The organism is Tsukamurella conjunctivitidis, from assembly GCF_007858475.1.
Classification (GTDB): Bacteria; Actinomycetota; Actinomycetes; order Mycobacteriales; family Mycobacteriaceae; genus Tsukamurella; species Tsukamurella conjunctivitidis.
Genome location: NZ_VIGX01000021.1, coordinates 39544 through 59099 on the forward strand (window position 1 = coordinate 39544; position 19556 = coordinate 59099).

The 19556-nt window shown below is 69.4% G+C and carries 14 protein-coding genes; 3 read left to right on the top strand and 11 right to left on the bottom strand.

The genetic code is table 11. The annotated features are described in order from the left end of the window. Positions 1-59: 59 nt before the first annotated feature. Both FK530_RS21565 and FK530_RS21570 read left to right on the top strand, forming a co-directional pair. Positions 60-428, top strand: a complete 369-nt coding sequence (locus FK530_RS21565; RefSeq protein WP_146489027.1) for a VOC family protein — start codon at positions 60-62, stop codon at positions 426-428. Positions 429-541: 113 nt separating this feature from the next. Beyond that, complete coding sequence (locus FK530_RS21570; RefSeq protein WP_146489028.1) at positions 542-1078, top strand: YceI family protein; 537 nt, start codon at positions 542-544, stop codon at positions 1076-1078. 63 nt (positions 1079-1141) lie between these two features. On the opposite strand, the gene FK530_RS21575 is transcribed toward FK530_RS21570, so the two are convergent. The 3 genes from FK530_RS21575 to FK530_RS21585 form a co-directional block, all read right to left on the bottom strand. After that, a complete protein-coding gene (locus FK530_RS21575; RefSeq protein ID WP_146489029.1) occupies positions 1142-2083 on the bottom strand; it encodes an HpcH/HpaI aldolase/citrate lyase family protein in 942 nt (313 codons plus the stop codon). Positions 2084-2197: 114 nt separating this feature from the next. Next, positions 2198-3160 carry an alpha/beta hydrolase gene (locus tag FK530_RS21580; RefSeq protein ID WP_146489030.1) on the bottom strand — a complete coding sequence of 321 codons (963 nt, stop codon included), beginning with the start codon at positions 3158-3160 and terminating at the stop codon, positions 2198-2200. Between the two features lie 301 nt (positions 3161-3461). Further along, positions 3462-4439 (bottom strand): alpha/beta hydrolase, encoded by a 978-nt coding sequence (locus FK530_RS21585; RefSeq protein WP_146489031.1) that lies wholly within the window; start codon positions 4437-4439, stop codon positions 3462-3464. A 362-nt stretch (positions 4440-4801) separates the two neighbouring features. On the opposite strand from FK530_RS21585, the gene FK530_RS21590 reads away from it, so the two are divergent. Continuing rightward, positions 4802-5287, top strand: coding sequence for a free L-methionine (R)-S-oxide reductase MsrC (locus FK530_RS21590; protein ID WP_205124235.1), 486 nt, complete (start codon positions 4802-4804; stop codon positions 5285-5287). Positions 5288-5413: 126 nt separating this feature from the next. Here FK530_RS21590 and FK530_RS21595 read toward each other — a convergent pair whose 3' ends face one another. The 8 genes from FK530_RS21595 to FK530_RS21630 all read right to left on the bottom strand — a co-directional run bounded on the left by FK530_RS21595 (position 5414) and on the right by FK530_RS21630 (position 19493). After that, positions 5414-6763, bottom strand: coding sequence for an FAD-binding oxidoreductase (locus tag FK530_RS21595; RefSeq protein WP_146489033.1), 1350 nt, complete (start codon positions 6761-6763; stop codon positions 5414-5416). Next, positions 6764-8338: an acyl-CoA carboxylase subunit beta gene (locus FK530_RS21600; RefSeq protein ID WP_146489034.1), complete on the bottom strand. Its 1575-nt coding sequence runs from the start codon at positions 8336-8338 to the stop codon at positions 6764-6766. It abuts the gene before it with no gap. Between the two features lie 19 nt (positions 8339-8357). Continuing rightward, entirely contained in the window at positions 8358-13457 is a 5100-nt protein-coding gene (gene pks13 / locus FK530_RS21605) for a polyketide synthase Pks13 (protein ID WP_146489035.1), read from the bottom strand. A gap of 106 nt (positions 13458-13563) precedes the next feature. Then, positions 13564-15474 carry a long-chain-fatty-acid--AMP ligase FadD32 gene (fadD32, locus tag FK530_RS21610; RefSeq protein ID WP_146489036.1) on the bottom strand — a complete coding sequence of 637 codons (1911 nt, stop codon included), beginning with the start codon at positions 15472-15474 and terminating at the stop codon, positions 13564-13566. 226 nt (positions 15475-15700) lie between these two features. Further along, positions 15701-16681 carry a TIGR03621 family F420-dependent LLM class oxidoreductase gene (locus tag FK530_RS21615; RefSeq protein ID WP_146489037.1) on the bottom strand — a complete coding sequence of 327 codons (981 nt, stop codon included), beginning with the start codon at positions 16679-16681 and terminating at the stop codon, positions 15701-15703. A 383-nt stretch (positions 16682-17064) separates the two neighbouring features. Further along, entirely contained in the window at positions 17065-18018 is a 954-nt protein-coding gene (locus FK530_RS21620) for a cutinase family protein (RefSeq protein ID WP_146489038.1), read from the bottom strand. 19 nt (positions 18019-18037) lie between these two features. Continuing rightward, positions 18038-19048, bottom strand: coding sequence for a cutinase family protein (locus FK530_RS21625; protein ID WP_146489039.1), 1011 nt, complete (start codon positions 19046-19048; stop codon positions 18038-18040). Between the two features lie 4 nt (positions 19049-19052). Further along, a complete protein-coding gene (locus FK530_RS21630) occupies positions 19053-19493 on the bottom strand; it encodes a DUF732 domain-containing protein (protein WP_146489040.1) in 441 nt (146 codons plus the stop codon). Positions 19494-19556 lie beyond the last annotated feature (63 nt).

Sequence of the window (19556 nt, forward strand, 5' to 3'; positions counted from 1 at the left end):
TGCTACACCTGAGGACGTCGCGGGCGCAGCGGGCGCCCGGCATCGGGCGAGGAGCCGTCATGATCGACCACTTCGGGATCAACTGTGCCGACCTGGACGCCGCGAAGCGGTTCTACGACGGCGTGCTGGCGGTGCTGGGCTCGCGGCGGCTCATGGACTTCGACGTGGCCGTGGGGTACGGCTCGGAGCAGCCCGTCTTCTGGATCTCCGGCGCGGCGGGGGGTGCGTCGAACCGGGAGGCGCACATCGCCTTCGCCGCGGCCGATACCGCGACCGTCGACGAGTTCCACCGCGTCGCGCTCGAACTGGGCGCGGAATCGCTGCACGCGCCGCGCCTGTGGCCCGAATACCATCCCGGCTACTACGGCGCCTTCGTGCGGGATCCCGATGGCAACAACGTGGAGGCGGTCTTCCACGGGGCCGCCTAGGAACGGTCATCCGGGGATGTTCCGGGCGGATCCGCCCGCGCAGGAATACATCGGACCGCGGTCCGGTTATGCTCGTTGAGTCTTGAGCGTTCAATCAACGAAGGAGCATCCTCATGAGCAACGTCCTCCCCGCCGGCACCTACGTCGTCGACCCCGTCCACTCGTCCGTCGAGTTCTCCGTGCGCCACCTGATGGTGAGCAAGGTCAAGGGACGCTTCGACGAGTTCAGCGGCACGATCACCGTGGCCGAGGACGGCACCGCGTCGCTCTCCGCCGAGGTCGACGTGACCTCCGTGAACACCCGCAACGCGCAGCGCGACGCCCACATCCGCACGGCCGACTTCTTCGACGCCGAGAACCACCCGAAGGCCACCTTCCTCTCGACCGGCGTCGCGGAGAAGGGCTCGAACTACGTGCTCTCCGGCGAGCTGACGCTGCGCGGCGTCACCAAGCCCGTGCAGTTCGATCTCGAGTTCCTCGGTACCAACCCGGGCATGGGCCAGGGCGAGGTCGCCGCGTTCGAGGCCAGCACCGTCATCACCCGCCAGGACTTCGGCATCTCCATCGACATGCCGCTCGAGACCGGCGGCAAGGTGATCGGCGACAAGATCACCCTCACGCTCGACATCGAGGCCCTGCGCCAGGCCTGATCCATCGCACGACGAAGCCCCCGCACAGCCCGTGAGCGGCGTGCGGGGGCTTCGTCGTCGGCGTCAGTAGTGGAAGGTGTCCGACGGCGCCGGAGCGTGCTCGCCCTCGAGCCCGTCGGCCACGACGATGCCGTACGCGCGGGCCAGGTCCAGGATCTTGGTGGCCCGTGCGATACGCGGCAGGTCCGAGCCGTTACGGATCTCGCCGCCGTCGCGGTCGAAGTCCGCGAAGAACTCGCGCGACCAGCGGATGTCCTCCGGCGACGGGCTCAGGCCCTCGTTCACCGGGTGGCACTGGTCGGGCGTGAGGCAGATCTTGCCGGTCATGCCGAACTCGGCGGAGACCGCAGTGGCCTCCGTCAGCAACAGGCCCTTCGACCCGACGGTCGGCCCGTCGATCGCGCCCGGGAGATGGGCCGCCTTGGCCGCGATGGTGAACCGCGAGCGGGCGTAGGCCAGCGTCGTCGGGTCGCCGCCGAAGCCGGTGTCGCGGCGGAAGTCGCCGATGCCGAAGGCCAGCCGGAAGGTTCCCTTGGCGGACGCGATCTCACTGATCCGCTCCAGTCCGCGCGCGGTCTCGACCAGCGCGACGATGAGCGTGTCCGGCAGCCGCTTCGCCGTCTCGGTGACGTGGTCCATCGACTCCACCATCGCGAGCATCACGCCGCCGAGGTGCTTCGCCCCGCGCAGGGCCTCGAGGTCGTCGGCCCACCACTGCGTGCCGAAGCCGTTGACGCGCACCCAGCCGTCGTTCGGCTTCCCGTCGACCTCGCGGTTCAGCCAGTCCACCACGTTGGTGCGCGCAGCCGTCTTGTCCTTCGGAGCGACGGCGTCCTCGATGTCCAGCACCACGATGTCCGCGCGCGAGCGGGCCGCCGCATCGAAACGCTCGGGCTGCGCGGCGTTGACGAGCAGCCAGCTGCGCGCGAGCACGGGATCGATCCGGAAACCGAGGGGCTCGTCGGTGTCGGCGGTCGTGGGGGTGAGCGGGGCCGGCGGGGTCATGAGGGCTGCAACCTCGACTCTCTCGTGTGGGTTCGCTGGAAAGCGTACCGATACGCCGGAAGGCCCCGGGCAGGTGCCCGGGGCCTTCCTTGCGATCGTGAGATCAGCGCGTGATCAGTTGAACCAACCGGTGCGCTGCATCTGCCACACCTGGTCGCTCCAGTAGCCCCACGTGTGGGTGCCCACCGACGAGAAGTCGTAGTGAGCGCTCACGCCGGCCTTGTCGGCGGCGGCCTTGAAGGCCTCCGACTGCGACTTGGCGAGGATCTCGAGCGGCACGCCCTGAACGATGTCGGCGGGCGACGGGTTCGGGGTGTACTTGCCGGGCTCACCGGTCGACGCGGTGATCCACAGCTTGGTGCCCTTCAGGCGGCTGACCTGGACGGTCGGGTCGTTCTTCGCCCAGTTGGCGTCGAACGGGCCGCCCCACATGTCGAGGACGTTGTAGCCGCCCGCATCCAGCATGGCGACGCCCACGGCGACCGGCATGCCGGGGGCCGAGGTGTTCAGGAAGCCCGACAGCGCAGCGGCGCGCTTGTAGACGCCCGGGTTGTTCGCGGCGTTGATGAGGGCGGCGCCGCCACCCATCGAGATGCCGACGAGCGACAGGTTGCTCGAGAAGCCGCGCGACTTGATGTAGTTCGGCAGGCTCGTGGCGAGGAAGTTGCCCCAGGTGGCCTTGTAGGTGCCGTTGCCGTGCTTGGAGGTGTTCGCCCAGTTCGTGTAGAAGCTGGCGGTACCGCCGACGGGCATGACGACGTTGATGCCCTTCTGCGACAGGAAGGCGACGTTGGAGTCGCGCTCCCAGCCGGAGACGTCCTGCGTGGCGCGCAGACCGTCGAGGAGGACGACGGTCGGGGCCTTCGCCGGGTCGGTCGTGGTGGAAGCCCACGAACGCACCGTGACGGCCGGCATGCCGGCTCCGTCGACCTTCTCGGACTTGAAGCCCTTGGGCGGATTCTTCGCCGACCCCGGACCCCAGGCACCGGCGACGCCGGCACCCATACCGGCGAGGGCGGGCACCATGGCCGCGGTGAGAACCGCCGCACCCGCTCGCTTACCCCAGGCTGCTCGCATTGCTGACCTCTCCTTATTCACGCGGAGTCTCCGCGCAGTAGCTGGTGGACCGGACGGATGGTCGCACTCGACCAGCCATGTCACAGCCGTCACTCTAACATCGTTCGTCACACATGTCACATACTTCACATCAGTCACATGAGCGACACTCTCCCTGGGTCTCATCGAAATCACAGGGTAAGTCGTTACAGACCCTCCCATTTTCCTCAGGAAAGTCGTCCAGCTCACAATACGACAAGCGACCCCGTTCGTCCGAACGAGGCCGCCTGTCGTGTGATCTGTTCGTGCAATCGCGAAGGGATTACTTCGAGAACCAGCCGGTGCGCTGCATCTGCCACACCTGGTCCTGCCAGTAGCCCCACGTGTGGGTACCGGCCGGCGGGAAGTCGTAGTGCACCTTGGTCAGGCCCGCGCGCTTGGCCGCACCCTCGAAGGACCGCGACTGCGACAGCGCGAGCCACTCGAGCGGCACGCCCTGGATGACGTCGGCGGGGCCCGGGTTCGGCGTGTACTTGCCGAAGACGCCGTTACCGGCCGAGATCCACAGCGGGATGTTCTTCAGGCGGTTCACCTGCACGGTCGGGTCGTTCTTGGCCCAGCGCGAGTCGAACGGGCCGCCCCACATGTCGAGGCCGGCGTTGTAGCCGCTCGAGTCCAGCGACGCGATGCCGACGGCGATCGGGATGCCGGGCGCCGAGATGTTGTTCAGGCCGGAGAGCGAAGCGGCGCGCTTGTAGTAGCCGTTCGACTCGAGGGTGTTGATGATCGCGGCGCTGCCGGACATCGACAGACCGACCAGCGAGACGTTGTCGCTGAAGCCGAGGCTGCGGATGTACTGCGGAAGGCTGTTCTTGAGGAACGAGGCCCAGGTGTAGCGGTAGGGCTGCTTGTTCGTCGACGACGGCGCCTGCCAGTCGGTGTACCAGCTCGAGGTGCCGCCGACGGGCGTCACGACGTTGATGCCCTTCTGCGACAGGAAGGCCACGTTGGAGTCGCGCTCCCAGCCCGAGACGTCCCAGGTGGCGCGCAGACCGTCGAGCAGAACGACGGTGGGGGCCTTCTTGGGGTCGGTGGTGGTCGAGGCCCAGCTGCGGACCTTGACGTTCGGCATGCCGGCGCCGTTGACGAAGGCCTGCTTGAAGCCCTTCGGCGGGTTCTTGGCGCTGCCGGGGCCCCAGGCGTTCGCGGCGCCCGTGCCGGCGATCGTCAGGGCCGGAATGGCAGCCACGGTGACCGCGGCGGCGGTGGCCTTCTTGGCCCAGCCGTTGCGCATACGCATACGAGACTCTCTTCCTCAGTGTTTCCGCCCGGTGGGCGCGTGCGAACCGCCTGCGCGGCGCCGGTGTGCGGCACCGTCGGTACCACAGGAGGACCCCGTGACACGCCAACGCGAGCGGTTCAGTGCTCGTCAGGCACTGTATGCGAGATCTCAGTTCCTGACAAACTCTTAGTCGGAGCGCCGCGTCACCCTGTTACAACCACTGGTGAAGATCGATGCGCCGAGGCAGGTCAGCGCTGTACATGAGGTGTTTTTCGGTCTCGATCACGCCGGTTTCGTTTCCCCGATGCTCTCAGCTTCCGCCCAGACTCATGCCCTGCGGGAGGGTGTCGAGGCACCGTCGGACCCCGTACCGTCGGGGCGTGTCGTTCACACTTCCGGACCTCTCCGATTCCCCCGCCGAGCGCTACGCCGAGCTGGAGGCCTACGCCCGGGCCCTCGTCGACGGCGAGCCCGATCGCATCGCCAACGCCGCGAACCTCTCGGCCCTGGTGAAGGCGACGGTGCCCGACCTCAACTGGGTCGGCTTCTACTTCTTCGACGGTGCCGAGCTCGTCGTCGGGCCGTTCCAGGGCCTCCCGGCGTGCATCCGCATCCCCCTCGACCGGGGCGTGTGCGGCGCGGCCGCACGCACCCGCGAGACGCAGCGCGTCGACGACGTCCACGCCGTCGCCGACCACATCGCCTGCGACGGTGCCACCAACTCCGAGCTCGTCGTGCCGCTCGTGCGCGACGGTGAGCTGATCGGCGTCTTCGACCTCGACAGCGAGCGCATCGCGCGGTTCAGCGACGACGACCAACGCGGCCTCGAAGCGATCGCCGCCGTCTTCGTGGAGTCGCTGCGCTGACGCGGCGGCGCCCGTCGTACCTCCCCTAGCGGGACGGGCATCGCCTCCGCATGTCGTGCACTCCCCCTGTCCATGGACCTGGGGAGGCGACCGCCCCGCTAGGGCGGCCACCGAGCGCAGCGAGGGTCAGAAGCCGCGGCCGGGATTTAGGAGGTTCTTCGGGTCCCAGACGGCCTTGATGCCGCGGTGCAGCTCGAGGACGTCGTCGGAGAGCTCCTCGCCCACCCAGCGCGCCTTGAGCACGCCGACGCCGTGCTCGCCGGTGAGGGTGCCGCCCAACGCCAGCGCCGCCTGGAAGACCTCGTCGGCGGCGTCCCAGATCGCCTGGGGCACCTCGCGCTCACCGCGCGGGTAGATCAGCGTGGGGTGCAGGTTGCCGTCGCCGGCGTGCGCGCAGGTGGGGATGTCGACGCCGTACTTCGCGGAGATCGCCTCGATCCGGGCGAACATCTCCGGCAGTTGCGAACGGGGTACGCCCACGTCCTCGGAGAAGATGTTGCCCGCGTGCTCGTAGGCGTGGAAGGCCGCGCGCCGGACCGCGAGCAGCTCGGCGGCCTCGGCCGGATCGTCGGAGACCACCGTGTAGTGCGCCCCGGCGGCCTCGAACTCGCGCGCCAGCACGGCGGCGTCCTCCGGCGTGCTCCCCTGACCGATGAGCATCGCCCGGGTCTCGTCCTCGAGACCGAAGGGGCGCAGCGCCTCCACGCACTCGAGCGTGCGGCGGTCCATGAGTTCCATGAGCGCGGGCACGACGCCCGTGCCGACCACCGCCGCGACGGCGGCCGCGGCGCTCACGACGTCCGGGAAGGACGCGGCGACGGTCGTCGGCGGGATCACCGGCGCCGGACGGAGTTTGACGGTGACCTCGGTGACGATGCCGAGGGTGCCCTCGCTGCCGACGAGCAACTGGGTCAGGTCGTAGCCGGTCACGCCCTTGACCGTGCGCCGGCCGGTCCGGATGATCCGGCCGTCGGGCAGCACGACGGTGAGCCCGAGCACGTACTCGCGGGTGACGCCGTACATGACGCAGCGCAGGCCGCCGGCGTTGGTCGCGACGTTGCCGCCGATGGAGCAGATCTCGAAGGACGACGGGTCCGGCGGATACATGAGCCCGTGCTCGCGGACCGCGCGATCGAGGTCGGCGTTGATCACGCCCGCCTCGGCGATCGCGTACTGGTCTTGGGCGTTGATCTCCTTGACCGCGTTCATCTTCGCGAGCGAGATGATCACGCAGCCCTCGATGGCGCTGGCGCCGCCCGCGAGGCCGCTGCCCGCGCCGCGCGGCACGATCACCACGTCGTTGGCGTAGCACCAGCCCGCGGCCGCGGCCACGTCCTCGGTGGTCTCGGCGAGCACCACCGCGAGCGGGACAGCGCCGTGCACCGGGGAGCAGTGGTCCACCGCATAGGCCGCCATCACGTCCGGATCGGTGAGCACCGATCCGGTGATCTCCGGAAAACTCTCCAGCGACACCATTTACATGGGCATGAGGTAGGTGCGGCGCGGCACGCGCTGCAGCTCCTTGTCGCGCAGCTGCGCGATCGACTTGCGGATCAGCAGACGGGTGTCCTTCGGCTCGATCACGCCGTCGATGTAGCCGCGCTCCGCCGCCAGCCACGGCGTCGCCATGAACTGGTTGTAGAAGTCGATGAAGGCCTGCCGGATCGCGGGGCCGTTCTCACCGGCCTCCTCGATCTCGCGCCGCTTGATGATCGCGGCTGCGCCCTCGGCGCCCATCACGGCCAGGCGCGCCGTCGGCCACGCGAAGACGAAGTCGGCGCCCAGCTGCTTGGAGCCCATCACGGCCCACGCGCCGCCGTAGGACTTGCGCAGGATGATGGTGACCTTCGGGACGGCCGCCTCGACGTAGCTGAAGATGAACTTGCCCGACCGGCGGATGGTGCCGATCTTCTCCTCCTCGACGCCGGGGAGGATGCCGGGCACGTCCACGAGGAAGACGAGCGGGATGTTGAAGGAGTTGCACAGGCGCACGAACCGCGCGGCCTTCTCCGAGGCCTGGGTGTCGAGCGTGCCGGCCATGTGCATCGGCTGGTTCCCGACGACGCCGACGGGCTGGCCGTCGACGCGGGCGAAGCCGGTCACGATGTTCGGCGCCCACAGCTCCGCGTACTCAAGGAAGTCGCCGTCGTCGAAGACGCGCAGGATCACGTCGTGGATGTCGTAGCCGGCGGTGTCGGCGTCCGGGATGATCGACTCGAGCGAGAGGTCCGACTCGGTGATCTCCGGCTCCAGGCCCGGGTTGATCAGGGGCGCGCGCTGGTGGATCGAGTCGGGCATGAAGGACAGGTAGCGCTTGACCCAGTCGAAGGCCGCCTGCTCGTCGACCGCGACGTGGTGCAGGTTGCCCCACTGGGCCTGGTTGATCGCGCCGCCGAGGTCCTCCGCGGAGGTGGTCTCGCCCGTGGTCGGGCGGATCACCTCGGGCCCGGTGACGAACATGTAGGTGTTGTCCTGCACGCCGACGAGGACGTCGGTGTTGGCGGGCGCGTAGACCGCGCCGCCCACGCAGGTGCCGAGGATCATGGAGATCTGCGGGACCTGGCCACAGAGACCGTCCTGGTGCCGGCCGAGCTCGGCGTACCAGGCGATCGAGGTGGCCGCGTCCTGGATCCGGGCGCCGCCCGAGTCGTTGATGCCGACCACCGGCAGGCCCGCGGCTGCCGCGAAGTCGTACAACTTGACCATCTTGCGGCCGAACATCTCGCCGACGGTGCCCGCGCCCACGGTCTGGTCGTGGCTGAAGGCCGCGACCTTCCGGCCGTTGACCAGGCCGTAGCCGATGACCACGCCGTCCTTGATCTTGTCGTCGCCGGGCGACTTCGCGAGCTGATCGAGCTCGACGAAGGTGCCCTCGTCGAACAGCATGCGCATGCGGCCGCGCGCGCTGGGCAGGCCCTTCGCGTCACGGCGGGCACGCGCCCGCTCGCTGCCGGGGTCCTTGGCCGCCTCGAGGCGGCGGTACAGATCCTCGAGCTTGCCCGCGGTGGTGCCGAGGTCGACCTGGTCCGATACGTCCGTCACGTCTGTCACCCTATCCCCTGCCCGGAGCTCACCGGCCGCCGTCGGCCCGGTTGAGCTCGTCCGCCATGTGCGTCGCGATCTTGCCGACGTACGGCTCGTCGATGATCTGCAGGTGGTCGCCGCCGATCTTGACGATCCGCAGGTCCTCGACCACCGGTGCCCAGCCGCCGTCCGGCGCGATGTCGGCGAAGTTCGGCTCCAGCTCGACCGCACCGTCGTGCATGCGGTCCGCCCGGTACAGCGTGACCGTGCCGCCGAACGTGCCGTAGTCGGCCGGGTTCACCTTGATCAGCATGCGGTTGTCCACGAAGGACGTGCGCTGGTGCTCGATCATCGACGTCGGGATCTTCTTGTCGGAGAGTTGCACCAGTTCCATGATGATCCGGAACTGACCCTCGTCGTCGGCCGCGTTGAGCCGGTCCATCGGCAGCTCGATCTCGTCGCCGATGTCGTAGTTCTTGCGCGCGAACTTCTCCCAGCGCTCCAGGCGGGCCTTCTTCTCGGCAGGCTCGTCGGTGAGCGGGACCTTCGGGGCCACGACGTCGAGCAGACCGACGTACGCGACCTCCTTGCCCTCGTCCTCGAGCGCGCGCGCGAGCCCGTAGGCGAAGGCGCCGCCGAGGCTCCAGCCCGCGAGCCGGTACGGCCCCTCCGGCTGGATCTCCTTGAGCCTGGGCAGGTACTCGGCGACGCGCTCCTCGATCTCGCCCTCGACGCGCTCGAAGCCGTAGATCGGCAGGTCGTCCGGGAGCTTGCGCAGCAGCGCCTCGTAGGCGGTGGTGTTGCCGCCCGCGGGGTGGAAGAGGAAGAGCGGCTTGCGGTCCGTGTTCTCCGGCTTGCGCAGCGTACGGACGAAGCCCTCCACCGGGGTCGCCTCGTTCATGACGGCGCCCACGTAGGTCGCCATCTCCTCGATGTTCTTCGAGTCGATGACGTCCTCGATGTCGATCTCGCCGCCGGCGCGCTCCGAGAGGCGGGCGGTCAGCTTCTCCGCCACGTCCTCGGACAGCACGTCGAGCTCGTTGAAGACGCCGCCGGGGGACTTGCCCACCACAATCGCGTAGGTCGCGAAAGTGAGGCGCTCCGCGGCGTCGCGCGGGGGCACGCCGTCGCCCACGGCCGCCGCGACGGCCGCGCCGTCGAGCAGGTCCGGGGTGTCGGCCTTCTCGTCCGACGGTGCCGCGTCGGGCTCCGCAGCCGGCTCGGCCGGGCTCTCGGCGGGCGCCTCGGCCTTCGCCGCGGCCTCCGCCTTGGCGGCCTTCATCATCTCGGCGAGCTGCCCGGCGTCGGCGAGTTCGCCGCTCCCGGACTGGTGCTCGGCGAGCGCGTCCACCTGGTCGCGGTGCTCGACCGCGTACTCGACGAACTGCACCACGTCGTTGAACGACGCGTCGCGCACCGCCTGGATCTGGATCGGCGGGATGTCGAACTCGTACTCGGCGCGGTTCTTGATGCGCATCGCGATGAGCGAGTCCATGCCCAGGTCGATGAGCGGGATCTCCTTGGGGAGGTCCTCGATCTCGAAGCCCATGATCTCGGCGATGATCAGGCCGAGGCGGTGTTCCACCGTCTCACCCGAATCCGGCGACCAGCGCTCGCCGCTGCCCTCGGGGGCGGGGGCCTCGGTCTCCTCGGAGACGGTGATCGCGGGCTCGGCGTCGAGCTCGTCCATCTCCTCGACCGCGGGCGCGGCGGCCTTGGTGATGAGCGGCGCCGCGGCGGTGCCGGAGGCCTCGCCGCCCACGACGACGGCGTCCAGCAGGAGCCGGAAGCCCTTACCGGTGTTCTCGTGCACCTGGATCGACGCGCCGCCGGGGTGCGGCGTCAGCGTCGTGGTCAGGGTGAGCCCGTCCTTCGGCTCGCCGTGCTCGACCGCTGCGGTGACCGCGGCGCCGTCGAGCACCTGGACGGCGGCGTGCTTCGCCAGGTCGACCAGGGAGATGCGCGTCTGGTCGCCCAGGGTGAGCGCGCCGGCGTCGAGCTGCCAGACGTGCCGGCCGTCGGGCAGCGCGACGTGGCCGCCGGGGACCATGCCCGAGCCACCGTCGGGCAGCTTGGTCTGGATCCAGATGTGCTTGCGCTGGAACTTCGTTCGCGGCACCGGCGCGTAGCGGCCGGGGCCGAACAGCGCGGCGACGTCCACGTGGTGTCCGCGCGCGAAGACGGTGGCGAGCGCCGTCATGATCGTGCCGGGCTCGTCCTCCTTGCGCTTGAGCGTCTGCACCAGCGCGGCGTCCTGGATGCCGGAGCCGAACGTGACGGCGGCGACGGAGATCAGCGTGATCGGGTTCGGCGAGAACTCGATGAAGGTGCGGTAGCCGGCCTCGACGGCCTTCTCCACGGCCTGGGTGAACCAGACGCTGTGGCGCAGGCCCTTGATCCAGTAGTCCACGTCGTGCACCGGCGCGTGGCCGGCCTTGTAGAACTCGTCCTTGTTCACGGTGGAGTACATGGGGTACTGCAGGGCGTGCGGCTCGATGCCCATGAGCTCGGCCTGCAGTTCACCGAGCAGCGGATCCATCTGCGAGGTGTGGGAAGCGCCGCGGGTCACCAGCTTCCGCGCCATGAGCCCCTTGGCCTCGGTCTCGGCGACGATCTTGTCGATGACCTTGCCGGGGCCGCCGAGCACGGTGTGGGTGGGGGCCGCGTAGACGCAGATCTCCAGACCCTCGTAATCGCCGAGCACGGTCTCGATGTCGGCGGCGCTGTACTCGACGAGCGCCATGAAGCGCTCCATCTCCTCGGGCAGCATCTCCTCGCCCTCGCCCATGAGGCGCGAGCGCTGACAGATCACGCGGACGGCGTCCTCCAGCGAGAGGCCGCCGGTGACCCACGCCGAGGTGGCCTCACCCATCGAGTGCGGCAGCACCACACCGGGTTCGATGCCGTAGTGGCGGAACAGACCGACGAGGGCGACCTGGATGGCGAAGATGCCCACCTGGCCGGTCTCGATGTGGAAGGTCTGCTCGTCGTCGGTGATCATGTCGGCGTAGTCGTTGCCCGACTCGTCGATGATGAGCTCGTTGACCTGGTCGAAGTAGTGCTTGAAGACGGCGTCCTCGAGATAGAGCTGCTTGGCCATCTTGCGGTGATGGCTGCCGAAGCCGGAGAAGATGAACGCCGGTCCGCTCGCGTCGGGCTGGTTGGCGGAGATCACGTTCGGGGCGTTCTTGCCCTCCGCGATGGCGCGGAAGCCCTTGATCGCCTCGTCGAGGTCCTTGGCCATGACCACCGAGCGGACGCGGCCGTGGTTGCGGCTCGCGAGCGTGCGGCCGATCTCGGCGAGCGTGTACTCCTTCGCCTCGTCCGACTCGAGCCACGCGAGCAGCTCGGCGGCGGCGGCCCGCCGGCGCGACGGGACGTAGGCCGTGAGCACCAGCGGGATCGCGGCGCCCTCGACGGTGGCGGGGTGGAAGTCCGGCACGGCATCCGCCGGGGCCTCGTCGGCATCGACGGCACCGTCGACGACCTCGGGCGCGACGTACTCCTTGATGACCACGTGGGCGTTGGTGCCGCCGAAGCCGTTGCCGGTGACGCCGGCGAGCTTCGCGCCGGAGTACTTGGGCCACTCCGTGTTCCGCGTCGCCATGAGCAGGCGGTTCGCCTCGAACTGGATGTACGGGTTGGGGCCGGCGAAGTTCAGCGAGGCCGGGATCCGGCCGTTGCGGATGGCGAGCAGCACCTTGGCGACGCCCGCGATGCCCGCGGCCGCCTCGAGGTGGCCGAAGTTGGTCTTCGCGGAGCCGAGCAGCAGCGGCTTCTCGGCCTCGCGGCCGCGGCCGAGGACACGGCCGATGGCGTCGGCCTCGAGCGGGTCGCCCAGGATGGTGCCGGTGCCGTGCGCCTCGAGGTAGTCGACGGTGCGGGGGTCGATGCCGGCGTCGATGTACGCGTCGCGCAGGTTGATGACCTGCGCCTCCGGGTTCGGCGCGAAGATGCCGTTGGACTTGCCGTCGGAGGTGACCGCCGAACCCGCGATCACGCCGAGGATGTCGTCGCCGTCGCGCTCGGCGTCGGCGAGGCGCTTGAGCAGCACGACGCCGCCGCCCTCGGCGCGGATCATGCCGTTCGCGTCGGAGCTGAAGGCCTTGATCTTGCCGTCGGGCGCCTGCGCGCCGAGGCTGTCGAAGCCCAGCGTCGCGGCGGGCACGATGAGCATGTTCACGCCGCCGGCGACGGCCATGTCGGTCTCGCCGTCGCGGAGACTGCGCACGGCCTGGTGGATCGCGACCAGCGAGGAGCTGCACGCGGTGTCGATCGCGACCGACGGGCCGTGGAAATCGTAGAAGTAGGAGACGCGGTTGGCGACGATCGAGGTCGACGTGCCGGTGAGCGCGTACGGGTTCGCCTTCGTCGGGTCGGCGACGGCCAGCATCTGGTAGTCGTTGGCCGAGCTGCCCATCCACACGCCCGTGCGGGTGCCCTTGACCGAGCTGGGCGGGATGTTGGCCTGCTCCAGCGCCTCCCAGGTGAGCTCGAGCGCGAGCCGCTGCTGCGGGTCGACCATCTCGACCTCGCGAGGGGTCATCTGGAAGAACTCGGCGTCGAAGGAGGCCACGTCGTCGAGGTAGCCGCCGAAGGTGTTGGCCTCGTCAAGGACGGCCTTCAGGCGCGGGTCCTGCTTGAACTCGAGCCAGCGGTCCTCGGGGAGATCCGTGGTGGCGTCGCCGTTCCCGATGAGGAACTCCCACGTCGACTCGGGGGTCTCGCCGGCCTTGGGGAAGCGGGTCGCGAGGCCGACGACGGCCACGTCGTGCGTGCCGCGGTTCGCCTCGAACTCCTCGCCGCGGTCGTACTGCGCCGCCTCAGCCGCGAGGTCGTCGTCGGAGACCACCGGGTCACCGTCGATGATGCGCTGGCTGAGCAGGGCGATCGTCGGGTGCTGGAAGGCGACGGTGGCCGTCAGCTGGACGCCGGTGAAGTCCTCGATGTCGCTGGCCATGGAGACCGCGTCGCGCGAGCCCAGGCCGAACTCGTCGAGCGACTTGTCGTCGGTGATGTTCTCCAGCGGCTGCTTGGTCGCGTCGGCGATCCACTGCCGCATCCACGCACGCAGTTCCTCGAGGCTCAGATCCTCGCGGGCCTTGCCGGTCGGGCCTTCATGGGGGGTGTACTCGTTCTCAGCCATGTTGTGTCTACCCTTCGCGTCGAGACCGTGGGTTACCCAGTCGCGTGTGATGAAGTTGTCGTGGTCCCGTACGCCGGGTGATGCTCAGCGCAGCGGGTTGCAGGCGCTACTGGACGTTGTTCGCGTCGGCGTCGGGGAACGCCGTCTGCGTGTAGCCGCCACGGAGCGTGCCGTCGATGTAGGCGGCGCGGCCCGCGCGGCGGGCGATCTTGCCCGAGCTGGTGCGGGGCAGCGAGCCGCCGGGGACCAGGAGGATGTCGCGGGCCAGCACACCGTGCGCGGCGCCCACGGCCGAGCGGATGCCGTCGGCGAGGGCCTGCTGGTCCTGCTTGGCGCCGCCGGCGCCGAGCTCGGCGACGATGACCAGCTGCTCGCTCTGATCGTTCGGGTCGAAGGTCAGGCCGGAGTGGGCGTTCTCGAACACCGCCGCCGGAAGCTCGTTGGCCGGCACGGAGAAGGCCGCGACGTAGCCGGTGCGGATGTACTTGGTGTTCGACTCCTGCGCGGTGAACTCCAGGTCCTGCGGGTAGTGGTTGCGGCCGTCGACGATGACGAGGTCCTTGACGCGGCCGGTGATGTACAGCTCGCCGCCGTGGTAGACGCCGAAGTCGCCGGTGCGCATCCACTTGGCCTTCTCGAGGTTCTTCACGCCCTCGGAGTGGCTGCCCTCGGAGAGCGGGGTGAGGTAGTTCTGGAAGGTCTCGCGCGACTCCTCGTCGCGCTCCCAGTAGCCCGAGCCGATGTTCATGCCGTGGAGCCAGATCTCGCCCACGGAATCGTCGGGCACCTCCTTGCCGGTCTCCGGGTCGACGATGCAGGCCCACTGGCTCAGCGCGATGTCGCCGCAGGAGACCTGCGGGACGGCGCCCTCGGCGCCCTCTTCGGAGACGACGAAGGTGCCGGCGGCGAGCTGGTCGCGGTCGACGTAGACGACGCGGGCCTCGTTCTCGACGGGGGTGGAGCTGACGAACAGCGTCGCCTCGGCCATGCCGAAGCAGGGCTTGATCGCCTTCGGCGAGAGGCCGTAGGGCGCGAAGGCCTCGTTGAACTTCTTCATCGACGAGACGGTGACCGGCTCGGAGCCGTTGATCAGGCCCTTGACGTTCGACAGGTCGAGGGTCTCGCCCTCCTTGGGCAGGCCGCGGGCGGCGGCGTGCTCGTAGGCGAAGTTCGGGGCGGCGGCGAAGGTCTCCGCACCGTCCTCGACGGCGGCGAGCTCGTTGATCCAGCGGCCGGGGCGGCGGACGAACGCCGACGGGCTCATGATGGTGATGAACTTGCCGCCGAGCGCGGGCAGGATCACCGTGAGCAGGCCCATGTCGTGGAACATCGGCAGCCAGGTGACGCCGCGCGAGTTCTCGTTGAGATCCAGCGCGTGGATCATCTGGATCACGTTCGTGCCGACGGCCTCGTACGTGATCTGCACGCCGGCCGGGTTCCGGGTGGAGCCCGACGTGTACTGCAGGTACGCGATGGTGTCGCGGTAGATCGGGAAGGGCTTGAGCGTGGAGCCCACCGAGTCCGGGATGGCGTCCACGGCGATGATGCGCGGCCGCTCCTTGGCGGGGAGGTGGCGGAAGAAGTTGCGGCAGGCCTCGGCGGAGCCCGAGGAGGTGAGGATCGCCGTCGGCTTGCAGTCCTCGAGAACGATGCGCAGGCGGTCGGTGTGACCGGGCTCGTCCGGGCTGAACAGCGGCACCGCGATGTTGCCGGCGTAGAGCGCGCCGAAGAAGGCGGTCACGTAGTCCAGACCCTGCGGGGCCAGGATCGCGACGCGGTCCTCGCGCTTGGTGATGTGCTGCAGCCGGGCACCGATCGCGCGCAGCCGGGCACCGAACTGCGACCAGGTCAGCTCGTGGACGACGCCGTCGCGCTCGCGGCTGTAGTCGATGAACCGGTACGCGAGGGTGTCGGCGCGCTCCCGTGCGTTGCGCTCGACGAAGTCGACCAGTGTGGTTCCGGGGCGGAAGAAGATGTTGCCGTCTTCGTCCAGAAACTGGTCAAACTCGTTGTTCATGCATCGCTCCTCGTAACCGTCGCCAGGCGGCTGACAGTCATACAGTGGTACATCGCGTGGCGGGCACGCCCCGTTGCGGGCCTGTGCGCCACCTCATAGTGCTTGATATCCGCAACATGTTTCACCCGTTCGGGGCGTTCGCACGCTGTGAAAATCCGCAAACCCGACTATCGTACCGCGCACCATCGGGCAGGACGAAAACCGTGAGGTCGGGGGCGGACGGGATTCACTCGCCCTTGAGCTGCTCCAGCACGGGCGCGAAGGCCTCCATCTGGGTGGGCACGACGCCGACGTAGGACATGCCCGTCGCGGCGCGGGTGGCGCGGACCTGCTCGGCGATCTCGTCGAAGGTGCCGATCGCGAGGTAGGGCGAGCCCAGCACGTCCTCGATCGTCACCTCCTTGTCGACCTCGATGTTGGCCGAGAGTCCACGTTCGATGGCCTTGAGCGCGAAATCGGCGACCTGCTCGCGGTCGTCGGTCACCACGATGGTGGCGATCGACCAGGAGAGCTCGATGTCGGCGAAGCGCTCGCCCGCGACGGACTTCACGATCTCGACCTTGTTCTTCACGGCGTCCATCGACATGTCCGAGATCTTGAGCTTGCCCTCGGCCGAGCTGCGCGGGTTGATGGAGACCACGTCGGCCCGGCGGGCGGCCAGCTCGAGCGTGCGGCGGGCGCCGGCGCCGATGGCGATCGGCGGGCGCGGGCCCTGCCGCGGGCGCGGGTAGCCCTTGAGCTCCTTGACCCGGAAGACCTCGCCCTCGAACTCGGCCTCCTGGCCGCGGAGCAGCGCGTCGAGCACCGTCAGGCCCTCGTCCAGGCGCTGCAGCCGGCGCGAGGGCGCCTCGAACTCGATCCCCGACTGGTCGAAGTCGTCCTTGAAGGCGCCGAGGCCGAGGCCGATCTCGAGGCGGCCCTTGGACAGCACGTCGATGGTCGTGAGCTCCTTGGCCAGCACCGCGGGGTGCCGGAACGGCATGGCCAGCATCGACGTGGCCAGGCGGATCTTGTCCGTGCTCACGGCCAGCGCGCCCAGCGCGGCCAGGGGTCCCACCTGTGCGTCCAGGCGGTCCGGGATGGCGAAGGTGTCGAAGCCCAGCTCCTCGGCCTCCTGCGCCAGCTTGACGAACTTGCGCGCGCCGCCCTCGTCGGCGTTACCGGCGCCGCCGGCCGCGAACCGGAACTTGCGGGGCTCAGTGGTCACGTGTGGGTACTCCTGGTCGACTGGGGTGCGGTCGTGCAACGTTGCGCACAGCCTAACCGCTGCCCGACGGTGCCTCGGTCGCCCTGCGATTCCGGTGCCGGTCACCTCCGTGAGCGTCCGACGGCGCCGCGACCACTCGCGGTGCCCGCTCAGTGCGCGAGTAAGCAGCAGACGTCGATCACGTTCACCCCGTGCTCGGCAAGGGGCGCGAGGGGAATCACACGCGGTCGTCGCCGGCGCCCACACCGCCGCGACAGGCGATCGCGATCCGTCGTCACACCTGGGACGGTAGGTGTCCCGACCCGTCGCCGCGGGCGGCGGCATCCACTGCGCGACGCAGCAGCAGCCGGCCCGTCCCTGACTCAGGCGCGGGCGGGCCGCGGCTACTTGGTCTTAGGCGCCTTGTCGATCACGCCGGTGGCCCACCCGGTGAGCCACTGCGTGGCGGTCTTGCCGTCGAGCGACCAGTTGGCGGTGGTGCCGTACGCGGCGTGCGAGTTCTGCGTGATGGTGGAGATCACCTGCGGCAGGCCGGTGGCGAGCCCGAGCAGTCCGCCCTTGGGCTGGTTGCAGATGGGGTCGTTCGAGCCGCAGATCGTGACGACGCGATCGTTGACGGAGCCGAAACCACCGTCGCGCTTGCCCTGCAGGTCGACGCCCGAGAAGCTGAAGCCGGCGAAGGTCACCTCGACGCCCTCGCCCGCGGGGTCGGGGCCGATGGCCCTGCCCTGACCCTGCACGCGGCGGCTGTCGGAGATCAGGCCGACACCGAGCAGCCGCTCGGCAGCGATCGGGCCCTTGCCCGCGCCGATCTGCGCGGCGATGTTGCCCGCGATGGTCGCGCCCTGCGAGAAGCCCACGAAGACGAAGCCGGTGCGCGGGCACTTGTCCTTGACCGCGGTGATCTTGGCGAGCGCGCGATCGGTGCCCTGCTGCCGCGAGGCCTGGTAGGTCATCTGGCCGTCCGGCGGCACCGCGACCGGGTTGTGGAACTGGGCCGCGTAGTTCACGGTCCAGATGTCGGCGCGGGCGTCGGCGTACCGCTTGTCCAGCGGGTTCGTCACCTGCAGCATGAGCGAGCGCGGGTTGAACCTCGGGGCCTCGGGCGAGTCGGTTGCCGACGACTCCCAGGTGCCGGGGAAGGAGATCAGCTGGACATCGGGGCAGTCCGCGGCCTGCGTTCCCGTCGGCGGCCCGGGCGGGGCGGGCGCGGGCTTGCGGAGCATCGAGATGATGAGCGTGATCACCACGATGATCGCGATGATCGCCGCGATGATCACGGCGATGCCGAACACGCGCCCGGCCTTCCGCGCGCCCTGACTCTTCGTTCCTGCCATTCCTATGTGGATACCAGGGCTAGCTGTGGGGAGGCTTAGGCGCCTTGTCGATCACACCCCGCGCCCAGTTCTGCAGCCACTGCGTCGCCGTCTGCCCGTTCGACGACCAGTCGGTCGTCGTCGCGTAGAGCGCGTGCGAGTTGCCGGTGAGGACCTTTTCCAGCTCGGGCAGCGTGGTCGCGAGGTTCCCGGCCTGGAAGATGTCCTTGGGCTGGTTGCAGATCGGGTCCTTGTTGCCGCACAGGGAGACGGTGCGGTCCTTGACCGCGCCGAAGCCGCCCTCGCGCTTACCGCGCAGCGACAGGCTGCCGAAGCTGAAGCCGCCGTACGCGACCTCGACCCCCACGCCGGGCGGGTTCGGGCCGGCGGTCCGGGCATCGCCCGGCTCGCGCCGGCCGTCGGAGATCAGTCCGACGCCGAGCACGTTCTCCGCGGGGACGACGCCCTTGCCCGCGCCGATCTCGGCGGCGATGTCGCCGGCGATGACCGCGCCCTGCGAGAAACCCATCAGCACGAAGCCGGTGAGCTTGCACTTGTCGTAGACCTTCTTCATCTGCGCGACCGTCTTGTCGTAGCCCTCGGTGCGCGACTTCTCGTACGACGCCTGCCCGTCCGGCGGGATGGCGACGGGGTTCGAGAACTGCGCCACGTACGGCGTGGTCCAGACGTCCGCCCGCGCATCGGGGAAGGCCTGCGCCAGCGGCCCGGTGATCTTGAGCATCAGCGAGTTCGGGTTGAACGTCGGCCGGTACGGGTCGTCCTTCGCCGACGACTCCCACGTACCCGGCACCGAAATCACTTGGACGTCCGGGCAGTCCGCCGGCTGCGAGGTCGGCCGCGCCGCGGTCGCCGACGGGCTCGAGGACGAGCTGTCCGGCGAGACGGGCGGCAGCGACGGGCCGGGCCGGAGCCACGTGCCCACCAGGATCGCCAGCAGCACCAGCGCGATGATCACGACGACGCCGACGACGATCGTCAGCGGCGTGAACCTGCGCCCGCCGCTGGGCTTCCCGGGCTCCTGATGCGTCACAAGATCACTTCTTGCAGTAGGAGGCCCGCGCCTCGGTGATGAACTTCTTCGCGTTCCCGGACGCGGCGTCGCCGTCGTACGGGCCGAGGATGCCGACCACGAAGGGCTCGAGGTTCTTGGCGTCGCGGCCGGACTTGTCGTACTCGCACGCGAACTGCGCGGCGTTGATGACCACGTCGTCGGGGGCCTTCACGCCGTCCTGGCGGACCTTGGCGATGAAGTCCTTGTCCTTCTGCGTCAGGGCCGTGTTCGCGGCGGAGCTCGCGCCCGGGTAGCCCGACGGTGCCGTGGCCGACCCGGGGGCGGTCGCGGGCAGCGACGTGGGCTCACCCTCCACGGGAGTGGTGGGCGCCTCGACCGTCGAACTGCCGCCGCACGCGACGGCACCGAGCAGCACGCCGCTCGTCATCACTGCGGCCGCGAGGGCTCCCCGAAGTCCAGCCATGTCTTCTCTCCTTGAAAGTGACGTCCCGCACGTGGGCGCTGCCCAGGCTACCGGCAGCGCGGA